The sequence below is a fragment of the Undibacterium sp. Ren11W genome, assembly GCF_049340485.1.
GTDB lineage: Bacteria > Pseudomonadota > Gammaproteobacteria > Burkholderiales > Burkholderiaceae_D > Undibacterium.
In genome coordinates, this window is sequence record NZ_JBMPPB010000002.1 from 134,829 (window position 1) to 148,073 (window position 13,245).

11 protein-coding genes are annotated in these 13,245 nt (G+C 51.7%); 6 read left to right on the top strand and 5 right to left on the bottom strand.

The genetic code is table 11. The features are described 5' to 3' along the window. Window positions 1–141 precede the first annotated feature (141 nt). From ACO0K8_RS07230 to ACO0K8_RS07250, 5 genes are all read left to right on the top strand, one after another. Complete coding sequence (locus ACO0K8_RS07230; RefSeq protein ID WP_422945979.1) at window positions 142–1,572, top strand: metallophosphoesterase family protein; 1,431 nt, start codon at window positions 142–144, stop codon at window positions 1,570–1,572. Between the two features lie 111 nt (window positions 1,573–1,683). After that, on the top strand, window positions 1,684–3,312 hold the full coding sequence (locus ACO0K8_RS07235; protein ID WP_422945980.1) for a DUF1800 domain-containing protein: 1,629 nt from the start codon (window positions 1,684–1,686) through the stop codon (window positions 3,310–3,312). Window positions 3,313–3,350: 38 nt separating this feature from the next. After that, the gene (locus ACO0K8_RS07240) at window positions 3,351–4,547 is read left to right on the top strand and encodes a DUF1501 domain-containing protein (protein WP_422945981.1); all 1,197 of its coding nucleotides are present in this window, start codon (window positions 3,351–3,353) and stop codon (window positions 4,545–4,547) included. A 142-nt stretch (window positions 4,548–4,689) separates the two neighbouring features. Next, window positions 4,690–6,165, top strand: coding sequence for a M20 family peptidase (locus ACO0K8_RS07245; RefSeq protein ID WP_422945982.1), 1,476 nt, complete (start codon window positions 4,690–4,692; stop codon window positions 6,163–6,165). Window positions 6,166–6,226: 61 nt separating this feature from the next. Continuing rightward, window positions 6,227–6,472 carry a DUF1161 domain-containing protein gene (locus tag ACO0K8_RS07250; protein ID WP_422945983.1) on the top strand — a complete coding sequence of 82 codons (246 nt, stop codon included), beginning with the start codon at window positions 6,227–6,229 and terminating at the stop codon, window positions 6,470–6,472. A gap of 83 nt (window positions 6,473–6,555) precedes the next feature. Here ACO0K8_RS07250 and ACO0K8_RS07255 read toward each other — a convergent pair whose 3' ends face one another. Beyond that, on the bottom strand, window positions 6,556–7,026 hold the full coding sequence (locus ACO0K8_RS07255) for a nuclear transport factor 2 family protein (protein WP_422945984.1): 471 nt from the start codon (window positions 7,024–7,026) through the stop codon (window positions 6,556–6,558). Between the two features lie 2 nt (window positions 7,027–7,028). Continuing rightward, window positions 7,029–7,421: a hypothetical protein gene (locus tag ACO0K8_RS07260; RefSeq protein WP_422945985.1), complete on the bottom strand. Its 393-nt coding sequence runs from the start codon at window positions 7,419–7,421 to the stop codon at window positions 7,029–7,031. Window positions 7,422–7,720: 299 nt separating this feature from the next. Between ACO0K8_RS07260 and ACO0K8_RS07265 the strand changes: the two genes are divergently transcribed. Continuing rightward, the gene (locus ACO0K8_RS07265; RefSeq protein WP_422945986.1) at window positions 7,721–8,668 is read left to right on the top strand and encodes a DMT family transporter; all 948 of its coding nucleotides are present in this window, start codon (window positions 7,721–7,723) and stop codon (window positions 8,666–8,668) included. A 27-nt stretch (window positions 8,669–8,695) separates the two neighbouring features. Here the strand turns inward: ACO0K8_RS07265 and ACO0K8_RS07270 are convergent, their stop codons facing one another. The 3 genes from ACO0K8_RS07270 to ACO0K8_RS07280 all read right to left on the bottom strand — a co-directional run bounded on the left by ACO0K8_RS07270 (window position 8,696) and on the right by ACO0K8_RS07280 (window position 13,233). Further along, window positions 8,696–11,047 carry a PAS domain S-box protein gene (locus ACO0K8_RS07270; protein ID WP_422945987.1) on the bottom strand — a complete coding sequence of 784 codons (2,352 nt, stop codon included), beginning with the start codon at window positions 11,045–11,047 and terminating at the stop codon, window positions 8,696–8,698. Between the two features lie 485 nt (window positions 11,048–11,532). Further along, window positions 11,533–12,324: a LytR/AlgR family response regulator transcription factor gene (locus ACO0K8_RS07275; protein ID WP_422945988.1), complete on the bottom strand. Its 792-nt coding sequence runs from the start codon at window positions 12,322–12,324 to the stop codon at window positions 11,533–11,535. A 33-nt stretch (window positions 12,325–12,357) separates the two neighbouring features. Then, a complete protein-coding gene (locus ACO0K8_RS07280; RefSeq protein WP_422945989.1) occupies window positions 12,358–13,233 on the bottom strand; it encodes a sensor histidine kinase in 876 nt (291 codons plus the stop codon). Window positions 13,234–13,245: the final 12 nt, after the last annotated feature.

A 13,245-nucleotide genomic window follows, 5' to 3' on the forward strand; every position in this document is an offset into this window, starting at 1 on the left:
GCTGGCAGCATTTAGGCCGCTAAGGCGCATGGCTATTGCGTTTAGCAAATTGGGAACATCAGAAAAACATCATAAGCGCGTCATATCTTGCAGGCAAAATAGACGTGCAAACATCGACACATTTCAAGCGAGAAAACCACCATGGCTGTCATTTTTAAATCCCGGCTACGCGCAGTGAGCAGTAGCATTGTTATCCTCATCACTCTGGCGGCTTGTTCTACGCCCAGCCAAAATACGACTACGACTTCCCCTGCTGAGCCGCTAACTAACGACGGGCCCATACTCGCCGCTTGGGTAGTTATGGGCGAGCAAGGACAAGCGCAGGCACGCGCCATTACCACGGCCAGTGAGTGTCCTGAGCTTAGTCAGGACGGCGTCAGTAAGCGCATGCAGCTGCGTGCCGGTGCTGCCAGCATAGCGCAGAGAAAAACTGTCAGCAGCGCCGCCGATAGCAAGGCCTCGTTGTTTGAGGTAAACAGTTGTGAAGCCGACTTGCAGGCGAGTGTAAAAACGGCCAGCATCGCAGGACGGGTACTGCCCTTGCCGAAAGCGCTGCCGCAAAAAATTATCGTAATCGGGGATACCGGCTGCCGCTTGCAAAAAGGCAGTAATTATTTTCAAGAGTGTAACGATGCGGCGAAATGGGCCTTCGCTCAAGTGGCCAAAACTGCCGCCAGTTTTCAGCCTGATTTAGTGATACACGTGGGCGACTATCACTATCGTGAAAATGCCTGCAGCCCTGGCAATAGCAGCTGTGCATCCAGCCCATGGGGTTACGGCTGGGATACTTGGCGCGCAGATTTTTTCACGCCTGCCGCTGCTTTATTAGCGGCAGCACCGTGGGTGGTGGTACGTGGCAATCATGAATCCTGTGGTCGTGCTGGCCAAGGCTGGTGGCGCTTTATGGATCCACGTCCGCTACAAGCCGGGCGTGATTGCAATCGCGAAGCTGACGACCTGCAAGGCGATTACAGTGCGCCGTATGCCATACCTCTAGGTACGATGGGCGGACAGAGCGCGCAACTGATCGTTTTCGATTCAGCCAAAGTGCCTGGCCAAATTTTGGAAAAGACTTCAAGTGCCTATCAAATTTATTCCGCGCAATTGCAGGCGGCCGATCAACTGGCCGAGCAAGCGCAATTCTCCATTTTTATGAATCACCATCCTATTTTGGGTTTTGCACCTGCCTTCACACCTGGCAATCCGGCCTTGCAAGACCTCATGCAGCAAAGCCATCCCGAACGCCTGTTCCCACCTAAGGTGCAGGCGACGCTAGCGGGCCATGTGCATTTGTTTGAGGCGATTACTTTTGCTTCCGACCACCCTAGCCAGTTTGTCGCCGGTAATGGCGGTTCATCTCTGGATCAGGCTTTGCCAAATCAGATCCCGGCGGGTGCCACGCCTTACGCCAAAGCCGCAGTGGCTCACTTTAGCAATAGCAATCAAGCCGGCTTCATGACCATGGAGAGAGTAGGTGCGAATTGGAAAATGCAAGCCTGGGATCAACATGGCAAACCGCTTACTAGTTGCCTGATGCAGGATGGGAAGACGACTTGTAAGTCCGCTTTATAAAACCTGTTGTTACATGACGTTACTAAACTTCTAATAAAAACTGCGATAGACGACAACGAAATCAAAGGGCATGCGTTGTATCCTGATAAAAATTATATCGGAGCCTATTTCATGTCAGATCTATTTCAGCGGCGCCTAAGTCTCGTGGTCGCTGGCATCAGTTTAAGTTGCCTGGTCGCTTGCAGTAGTTCTGGCAAATCGCACACTACGCGTCCATTGCCTGTCGCTACTGCAGCTCAGTCCGTCGTCAAAACCGTCGCGCCTAGTTATGCTGCGCCTGGCGACGCCCTGCAAGCGGCTAAAGTCGACCCTGACAAGCTCTTGAACCGGATTAGCTGGGGCGCGAATGCCTCCAGCTCCGCTGCCTTGCAGACGCTAAGCATGGATCTGTATTTGGATCAGCAATTACATCGCCCTAATGCCGTCTTACCGGCAGCGATACAGACGCAGATCGATGGCATGACGATCGTCCAGCAGCCGTTTCCAGAAATGATGTTCGTACTGGAAGCGCAAAGAGAAGCAGCGGCGCAAAAGAAAGGCAGCGATGACACGCTACGCAAAGCCTATCAACAAGAGCTGACCCGATTGGCGCGGGAAGCTGCCTCGCGCTCGTTGCTGCGTGCCGTGTATTCGCCAGCGCAATTGCAGGAGCAGATGGTGTGGTTCTGGATGAATCATTTCAATATCTCCAATCAAAAACAAAATCTGCGTGCCATGTTGGGTGACTTTGAAGAGCAGGCGATACGCCCCTATGCGTTAGGGAATTTCCGCGATCTGTTACGCGCCACCATGATGCATCCTGCCATGCTGCGTTATCTTGATAATGAACATAATGCTGTCGGTCGTATCAACGAGAACTATGCACGTGAACTGATGGAATTGCACACCATGGGCGTAGGTAGTGGATATACGCAAAGCGATGTACAGGAATTGGCTCGGGTTTTGACTGGCGTGGGTATTAATCTGAGTTCCACTGCGCCGCATTTACGTTCAGAGCTGCAAAAGGCCTATTTCAGAAAAGGCTTGTTCGAATTTAATCCTAAACGCCATGATTTTGGCGACAAGCAGTTACTAGGCAAGAGCATACGCGGACATGGCTTAGCGGAGGTGGATGAGACCATCAATTTGCTCAGCAGGCAGCCAGCTACCGCACGTTTCATTAGCCGAAAATTAGCTATGTATTTTGTATCGGATAGCCCCAGCCCGGCTTTGATTGACAGCATGGCGCAAAGTTTCCGACGAAGCGATGGCGATATCTCATCGGTGCTCAAAACCATGTTCGACACGCCAGAATTTGCCGCCTCACTCGGTCTTAAATTTAAAGATCCGCTGCATTACGTGATTGCAAGCATACGACTGGCTTACGATGGCGCTAGCATCATCAATACCTCGCCCATGCTTAATTGGTTGAATAGTCTCGGGCAGCAAAGCAATGGGCATCAGACTCCAGATGGTTACTCTTTGGAGGAGAGCAGTTGGGCTAGCCCAGCGCAAATGGCCAGCCGTTTCGATATCGCCAAAACCATCGCCGCTGGCAGTCCGGGACTATTTCGTAGTGAAAATCAAGAGCTAAAGATCGCGGCAAAAGATTTGCCGCGCCCCGCACTGGCAAATTCTGAGTATGTTAAAAACTGGGTGAAAAAGTTTAGCCCGCAGTCCCAACAGGCGCTACAACAAGCCGGTTCGCCGCAAGAATGGGCGGCATTCTTTCTGGCGACACCAGAGATGATGCGGCGTTAATTTCAATTTACAAAACTCTTTAGCTTCGAGGATAATTTATGAATCGACGTGAGCTACTCAAGGCTGGTGCTGCACTCAGCGCCAGCACGCTTAGCAGCCGTTTGCTGGCCGCACCTGCGACCCAAAACAAGTTGTTGTTGGTGTTTTTACGCGGCGCTTACGATGCCAGCAATTTATTGATCCCTACCTCGAGTAACTTTTATTATGAGGCTAGACCAAATATCGCCATCGCCAAACCGAGTGAGTCCCTAGACAGCGCCTTGTTACTAGATGCCGATTGGGGCTTGCATCCGGCTCTGCGCACCAGCATCTACCCGATGTTCCAAAAAGGCGAGGCGGCGTTTATCCCGTTTGCCGGCACCGACGATGTATCGCGCAGCCATTTTGAAACCCAGGACAGCATAGAGTTGGGCCAGCCACTCAATAGCAGCCGCAATTTACATTCTGGATTTTTAAACCGGTTGGCAGCGCAACTCAATGGTGCGGCAGCGATGTCCTTCACCGATCAATTACCCTTGATTATGCAAGGCAGTCAGCAGATCGCCAATGCGGGCTTGCGAGTAAAAGGTAAAAATTCTATGGATGCGCGTCAAAGCGCCATCATCAGCAATATGTATAGTCAAACCGGACTGGCGCAGCAAGTGAGCGAAGGTTTTGCTGTGCGTGATGAAGTATTGCGCAGCCAGCAGCAAGCCGAACAAAATGAAATGATGCAGGCGGATCGCAATGCGCTCTCGACCAAGGGCTTTGAATTAGAAGCAAGGCGGGTCGCCAAATTGATGCGCGATAAGTATGCGCTGGGCTTTATCGATGTCGGCGGTTGGGATACCCATGTCAATCAGGGCGGAGCGACTGGGGCGTTGGCGAATAAGTTTGAAGAACTAGGCCGTGGCCTGGCAGCTTATCAGCAAGAAATGGGGACGACCTGGCGCAATACCACGGTGGTGGTGATCAGTGAATTTGGCCGCACCTTCCGTGAAAATGGCAAGCGCGGCACCGACCATGGGCATGGTAGCGTGTATTGGGTGCTGGGTGGCGGCATCAAGGGTGGCCGCATCGTCGGTGAGCAAGTCAGGCTAGAGCCGGGAAAACTATTCCAAAATCGCGATTACCCGGTTTTGAACGAGTATCGCGCCGTGTTGGGCGGTCTGTTTTCCGGCATTTTCGGTTTGAATGAAAAGCAATTACAAGAAATTTTTGTGGGGGTTAAAGCTCGTAATTTTGGTTTGATTTAAGATCAAGGATTAAGCTCATAATAAGTGAAAAAGTGCGGCTGGAAATTTTCTTATCTTGACACATAGCGCTTGCGACAAAAAACTAGGCAATTCGACTAAATCATGAAATGATCAGGCACCGCAAATTTCTCTGTGAGCTGTCATGCTGAAACGAATTTTTCTATTTGTAATGATATTGCTTTTGATCTTGGTGGCTGTGCTGGGCTTCAATACTCTGCGCCATACCTCGAAACAAATCGCAGTGACCCCGCTAGCTGTGTTGAATTTGGATCAGGCGGGCGCGGCGCAGCGTTTGGCTACAGCGTTGCGTTTTCAAACGATTTCGCATCAGGGTCAGCCCGATGCGGCCATCGCAGAATTCAAAAAGATGCATGCGCATATGCAGCAGGCTTTCCCCTTAATACACAGCAAAATAAAACGCGAAACTGTGGGTGCCGCTAGTCTGCTGTACACCTGGGAAGGCAGCGATCCCAAGGCCAAGCCCTTACTCTTAATGGCACATCAGGATGTGGTGCCTGTCGCAGCCGCAACCGAACAAAATTGGCAGCAGCCGCCGTTTGATGGCGTCATTAAAGACGGTTATATCTGGGGTCGCGGCTCCTGGGATGATAAGGGCAATTTATTCGCAATCCTGGAAGCGGTAGAAACCCTGCTGGCAAGTGGTTTTCAACCGCGTCAGACCATCTATCTGGGCTTTGGCCATGATGAAGAAGTGGGCGGCCTGCAAGGCGGACAGGCCATCGCTGCGCTATTGCAGTCGCGTGCGATTCAGCTCGACTACGTGCTCGACGAGGGTCTGCTGATTACCGAAGGCATACTCAAGGGTTTGGATCAGTCGGCGGCCTTGATAGGCGTGGCAGAAAAAGGGTATGCCACCCTAGAGCTGAGTCTGGATGCCACGCCTGGACACTCCTCCATGCCGCCGCAAAAAACTGCGATAGGAATGATGAGCCTGGCGTTGGCGCGGCTAGAGGAACAGCAATTTCCGGCCCAGATACAGGGTGTTGCGCTCGATATGTTTGAGACCATCGCACCTGAGATGACAGGTGTTAACCGGGTCTTGTTATCGAATCTATGGCTATTTCGGCCGCTGGTGCAGCGTGAGTTGGTCAAGGGCGGCAGCACCAATGCGATGCTGCGCACCACCACCGCGCTCACGGTTGTACACGCAGGCAATAAAGATAATGTCTTACCCGGTCATATACAAGCGAGCGTGAATTTCCGCACCCTGCCAGGTGATACGCAAGCGACGGTGCTGCAGCACGTAAAACAGGTGGTGGGAAACGAGGCGATTAGCCTCAAGACGGTGCCGGGGAATTCCGAACCTTCGCGGGTCTCTCCTATTAATAGCGCGGCCTATCGAAGGCTCAATACGACGATACGCGAAGTATTTGCCAATACCATTGTGGCTCCTGGGCTAATGTTAGGCGCCACCGATTCACGTTATTTCGATGGCTTGAGTGAAAATATCTTCAAATTCTCTCCGGTGCGAGCCAGCGCAGACGATTTACCACGTTTTCATGGTACAAATGAAAGAATATCTGTTAAGAACTACGCAGAGATGATAAGGTTTTATCACCAGCTACTGATGAATGGTAATCGGGTCGCTGCGCATTGAGGCGACAGGCATGGCGTAGGTTGATTTTTTATTTCACTCAGTAAACAGAGGAGCATGCAAGATGAAAAAAGGTATTTTGGCAAGCGGTCTGATTCTGATATCCGCCACGAGTTGGGCTGCAACGACTTCCTGTGAGGATTTAAAAACGAAAATTGAGACGAAACTGGCAGGCAAGGGTGTCAGCAATTACAGCTTGGAAGTCGCGCCCAAAGGGACAGAAACCAAAGAGCGCGTAGTAGGTAATTGCGATGGCGGAAAAAACATTATCATTTATCATAAGACCGCCGCGAAAAAAGCCGCAGAGTGATGCTCGTCGAGAAGCTGGCGGACAGTGTCGCCAGCTTCTCCGTTAGCGCGAAAGTCTCAAGGATCGATTAGATTCGCGTTTTTTTAGCCACGTTTACTACGAAATATCTTCAAACCTTTAGCCGCCTGCGCCCGCACCGCGTTTTTTACCAGCGGTGTCCAACCCAAGAGTACACCTTTGATTCCTAGCGCCTGACGCGCCCATTTCCATAAATCGAAGTGATCTGTGTGGCGAATAATTCTGCCGTTTCTGAATACAAAGCTGGCGTGGATATCGTTGACCACGATGCGTCCGGTTTGCGAAAACGTATAGGTGGCGACCCAGTGCGCCTGGCCTTTTTGTTCGTCCGCTGTAATGCCGTCGAACACCAGCGAGAAATCTTGAGCTTTGCTGGTCAACATGCGCCACATATCGGCGGCCTCATTACCTTGTAAATTCGGAAAAACCGGATCGGAAAACTGTACGTCGTCGGCGTAACAGAGCGCCATGCTGTCCGCGTCTAACTGTTGAAAGGCGGTATAAAATTTTTCAATTAATGCGGCATTTTTATGCATGACTAGTGTTTCGCTGATTTTTTAGATGACTTAGATTTTTCACTGGCGCTGGCTTCTTCGCTGGCTTTAGCCGCGGCACTACTGGCTTCTTCCGCGGCGGCGGCTTTAGCGGCTGCCGCGTTGGCGTCAGGCTTGACTTCTTCGATTTTATTTTCACGCATGTAGTCGTTCATTTCCTTCCAGCCGGCAAAAACTGCAGCGCGTGCGGAATCCGGATTTTGTGAATAGCAATCTTCAACGCCGCGCCCGGCGTGACGGCAAGCGCTGCCTGTGGCACGCGCATCGGCTTCTTTAGCGGCGGCATCTTTGGCCGGATCTGCCAGACCGAGGCGATCGCAGGCGCTCAGCATGCACAGAGAAAACAGCGGCAACATTAAGGTGGAGCGTAACAACATGAGGGCACCTTCAATTAAAATTACGGATCGCCAAACAGGGCGAAATGAATACATAGTGTAGACCAGAAACGCCGCCGCGTAGTGGAATCCAGGCAATTTTGCGCTTCATCGCAGCATGCATCTCATAAAATGAGGGTTGGCACAAAATTGTTCCAGTCAGGCGCATCGCCTTAACCGTTCTTTGTTAAGACAAGGTAAGGTAAGGCAGGGGACGATTCTTCCTTCACTCTAAAAATGTCTGCTGCTTTCAAGTATCATGCGCGCAAGCTTTGTTATGCTCTTTTGTGAGGAATTATTTTATGTTAAGCGGCATCTTGGCCGCACTTGCTGCTGGCTTGCTCTGGGGACTGGTATTCATTACCCCTTTATTGTTACCCGATTACCCCGGCCTGATTTTATCTTTTGGGCGATATGCCGCATTTGGTCTGATCGCCCTGGTACCGGCCTGGTTCGATCGCAAGCGCATCGCCCGCTTACGCCGCCAGGATTGGATTGCCGCGCTCAAGCTAGCCTTAGTCGGGAATATAATTTATTACGCCGCACTGGCAACTGCCATCCAATTGGCAGACGCGCCCTTGCCAACGATGTTGATAGGTACGCTGCCAGTGGTGATTGCGATTTGCTCGAATTGGTCGCCGCAGCACGCCAGCGAGGGCATCGCCTGGAACAAGCTGGTGCTGCCCTTGCTGTGCATTTTGATCGGTCTGATGCTGGTGAATGCGGCAGAAATGCGCCATCTGAATGCTCAGCGCAGCCCGGCCCAGTATTTACAGGGCGGTCTGATTGCCTTGCTGGCAGTGGCGGCCTGGACCTGGTATCCGATCATGAATGCGCGCTATATGAAGGTGTATACGCATATCAGCTCCAGTACCTGGGCCACCGCTCAGGGTTTGATGACCCTGCCGCTGGCCCTGCTAGGTTTGGCCGGCTACGCGCTATTTGCCAAATTACATGGTGCGCCTGACGGCTATGCTTTTCCCTTGGGCGCACAGCCCGGCAAGTTTATCGCGGCGATGTTGATATTAGGTTTTGCCGCCTCTTGGCTAGGCACTTTATTCTGGAATCATGCCAGCCAAAAATTACCTACCAGTCTGGCCGGACAATTAATCGTATTTGAAACTTTAGCCGCCTTGTTGTATACCTTTATATTGCGCGGCGAGTTTCCCGCTACGCAGATACTGGTAGGGGTATGTCTATTGTGTCTGGGTGTGGCGCTTGCTGTACGTGCGTTTAAGGTGCAGCATTAGGCATACTCCCTATAAATGTTTAAATTTTCAGGCGCGAGGGACGGTGAACCAGAAGCAGGTACCCAGACCAGGCTGCGTCACATAACCGATTTCACCGGCCATTTTTTCTATCAGGTTTTTACTGATATTCAAGCCTAGCCCGGTGCCGCCCTGCTTGCGGGTATTGTCGCTGTCGGCTTGTGCGAATGCCTCAAAGATGCGGCTTTGAAACTCTAGTGGGATACCTTCGCCATGATCTTCGACCTCGACTCGCCAGTACTGTTCGGCATCTGCGATACGGATTTCTATCTCAGCCCCAGGTGGTGAAAATTTGGCGGCATTCGAGAGTAAATTTGCCATGACTTGCATTAGCCTATCTGGGTCGCCGATGGCGATTGCGCTCAAGCTAGTAGCTTCCATGCGATAACGGACCTGATAGCTCGCCGCATAGGCAGCATTGGCTTCGATCGCCTGGGCAATCAAGTCCTTGACATCGACGCTGACAGTGGCGAAAGTCATTTGCCCTGAGAGCAGCTTATCCATGTCGAGAATATCGTTGACCAGGGTAATCAGGCGCTGACTATTGCGGTTAGCGACCTTGATCAGGTCTAGCGCTTTGTCAGGTAAAGCGCCAAGTATTCCGGCCTCCAGCAAACCAAGCGAACCACGTATCGAGGTGATCGGCGTACGTAACTCATGACTGACGGTGGAGATAAACTCGGATTTGATACGCTCCATCTGTTTGCGTTGCGAGATATCGGTATGCGTGCCTACCATGCGTAAGGCCGCACCATCGGCAGCGCGCTGCACCACCATGCCGCGATCGAGTATCCACAAATAGCTGCCGTCTTTGCATAAGACCCGATGTTCATTCGAGAAGCTAGTGGTTTTGCCAGCCAGATTCGCCTCTACATCGGCCATTACGGCGGGCAAGTCTGCGGAATGGACGCGACGCGACCATTCTGTCAAAGTATCACCGATTTCCGCTTCGCTATGGCCTAGCATTTCCTTCCAGCGTTTTGAGAATTGTACTTTCCCGCTGAGAATATCCCAATCCCAGACCCCATCACCGCTGCCTTCCAGAGCAAACTTCCAGCGCTCTTCGCTGGCGCGTAGGGAGGAAAGTGCCTTGCTGGTTTCTTGCTCTAAACGCTTGTTTTCCGTGATGTCAGTACCAACGCCGCAGGTGCCGGTGATCTTCCCTTCAGCATCGAATAGGGGCGATCTGACCACCAGATAAGTATGCGTGCCATCTTCGCCTTGCACGCTATTTTCTGTCTGTAGAGTGAGCCCCTTCTCGATCAGCAGGCGTTCACTCATGGCTACTTTTTCTGCCAATTCTAAGGGTAATACATCGAGGTAGCTCTTACCTAAAATATCGGCATTACTGCAATGAAAAATGCTTTCGTATTCTTTATTCACATAGAGATAGCGGCCTTGTAAATCGCGTACATGGACATAGGATGTGGTGCTATTCATCAAGGTGTTGAACAACTGGCTGCTGTCGCGCAGTTTTTTCTCTGCCAGCTTGAGTTCGGAAATTTCACGAATGATCACCACGTAGCACATTTTTTGCTCCACCAATACCAGCATTTCACTGATGGAAATGGCGATGGAAAAGTGACTGCCATCGCTGCGCTTGCCTATCATTTCGCGGCCAGGATCACCCATTTTTTCCTGATTCACGTGGCGGTAATTTTGTATGAAGCCTTCGTGTTTGCTATGGTAAGACGCGGTCAGCAGGGTTTGAATATTACGGCCGATTAACTCCTGTTCCGCATACGAAAACATCGCCACAGCGGCGCTATTGACCGCTTGGATCTGATCGATTTCGTCGACGATAATGATGGCATCGAGTACGTTTTCCAGAATATTGACAAGTTTCGATTCGCAGTCGAACGCTCTTTGCTGATGATAGATGGCCGCCAGCTCGGTTTCGGCCCAGGCCGCCAGGTCTGTGAGTGCCAGCAATTCACGTTCGCTCAATGTGCGCGGGCTATGCGCTATCAGGCATAAAGTGCCGATCTTATATCCGTTTGGTCCCTTCAGTGGCACGCCTGCATAAAACTTCACGAAGGGCGCACCGGTGACCAGTGGGTTATCCATAAAACGCGGATCGAGATCGGCGTTTTCTATCATAAAGACGGCATCGTGCAGGATTGCGTGCCCGCAAAAAGAAACCTCACGCGGGGTCTGACTAGCATCCAGCCCCTGTTTAGATTTGAACCACTGGCGACCCTGATCGACCAGGGAAATTAAGGCGACAGGGACGCCAAACAAGAGTTGTGCGCTGCGCGTGATGCGCTCAAAGCGCTCTTCGCTCGGCGTATCGAGCACACATAGCGAGCGCAGTTCCGCCAGGCGGGCTGCTTCGTCATCCGGTATGCCTGGCTGCATCATGGTGCTTCCTTTTTAGCGTGAGTTCATTCGAAAAAGGGAACTAAAGAATCTGAGAATAAATCGGGCAGTCGCTTAGTTTTGCGATCACTATAGCAAAACTTTCCTGCTTGCTGAGTGCTATGCACAGGGCGCGTTGTATGATTTTTGTTTCATCAGGATAGCCATGGGAGTATCGGCGTCGATTCACCGCTTACGCAATCAGTATGCGCGCTATAGTCGATAGGCGAGCGATACGCCCCATTTCTCCGCATGACGAGGATAGCGGTTTTATTCTGGGGTTGCGGCTCACAGCGACAGAACTTTCCGCTCACTCTCTGCATCAAGCAAATTTTTGCTAAGAGTGGCGCGATCAAGCCCCTTATTTTCGTTCAATTTTTGCAGATACTAGGGGTAGGTATATACATAAATTGGTCGATTGCGCACGTATTTATTGCTCAATCGGCTGATCAATTCATATACTCCCTGTATTTACTCCCTGTATTTCTCTACATTTGCTGAAACAGATGCAGGTGGTTGCGGCTCACTTCTAATTTTTCGGCGTGGCCTTTTAGTTGCACTAATTGGCGGCCGCGGAAATCGCGCGTCACTTCGCTGATGGCCTGCACGTTGACGATGCAAGAGCGGTGTATGCGCCAAAATTCCTCCGGATTGAGCTCATCTTCCAGCTCTTTGAGCGACTTGCGTATCAGATATTCGGCGGCCTCGGTTTGTACCCGGGTATATTTTTCATCGGAGCGAAAAAACAGAACTTCTTTGGTACTGATCATGCGCAGACTGGCGCCGACACTGGCCTGTATCCAGCGCAGATAGTCGGTTTTATGCGCCTGGCTATGTTGCAGCAATTGCTTGAGCAATTGTTCCATTTGCTCGGCCTGCGGGCTGGCTCCCGAATGTGCACTCGGCTCGGCGCTGGCGACGGCAGCCAGTCTTTGTTGCAGGCGGCGACAAGTGCTGGCTAAGCGTTCCGCATCGACCGGTTTCAACAGGTAATCCATAGCACCTTGCTCGAAGGCCTGGATTGCATATTCATCGTAAGCCGTGACGAACACGATCTGTGCCTGCTGCGCTAAAGTGCGCGCCGCCTCTATACCATTTTTGCCCGGCATACGAATATCGAGAAAGATGATGTCGGGTGCGTGCAGCTGCGCTTGTTCAAGCGCGGCGATACCATTGGCCGCTTCGGCCACGATGTGCAATTCTGGCCAGACCTCGGCCAGACGGCTCTTGAGTTGCTCACGCATCGGGGTTTCGTCATCGACGACCAGGGCGGTTGGCATAGAGTTTTTCCTGTGAGCAGATTAATTGGGTGGTTAATTGAGCGGCAGACGTATGCTGACGCGCGCGCCGCCATTGGCAGGCGCCTCTACAATCAACTGCGCGCGGCTGCCGTAGAGTATTTTGAGGCGTTCACGGATATTCGACAAGCCTATGCCATCATCGGCATGCAGATCAAAGCCGACTCCATCGTCAGTAACCGTCACTTGCAGATCGGTGTCTAGCCTTAGTGCCTGTATCGTAATGTGGCCACCGGCTATCTTCGGTTCTAGTCCGTGTTTGATCGAGTTTTCTACCAGCGTCTGCAACATCATCGCCGGAAACGCTGCCTGAGCTAACTCAGGTGCGACCTCGATACTGGTGCTGAGACGCTCCCCCATGCGGGCTTGCATGATGTTCAGATAGGCACGCGACATCTCCACTTGCTGACCCAGCCGGCTGCTGTTTTTGTCACGTATCTGCGGCAAGGCGGCACGCAAATACAGGATTAAGGCGGCATGAATTTTGGCGGCCTGAGCCTGATCGGTTTCGATTAACTGGCCGATCAGCGCCAGTGTATTAAATAGAAAATGCGGCTCTATCTGTGCTTGCAAGGCTGCCATTTGGGCTTCCAGCAAACGACGCTCTAATGCTTCTACATCAGCACGCGTGATGGCCGCACTGGCTGCCAATTCGGCCTTATGCTTGCCGCCAGCCACACTCTTAATGACGATAGAACCCCAGAAAAATAATCCGCCCAAAGGGCCAAAACCGATAGGGCCAGTGACCAGAAACACCAGCAGGGAAATCAGGATCAGATGCAACCAAGAGACCACCGCCAGCCAGTCGAAGAAGCGCCACCATAAGACGCTTGCGGTCTCGCACACATCGAGGGTGAAATTTAAAACCTTATTCTCGTTAGTCTTATGCATGCTGGTTCTCCC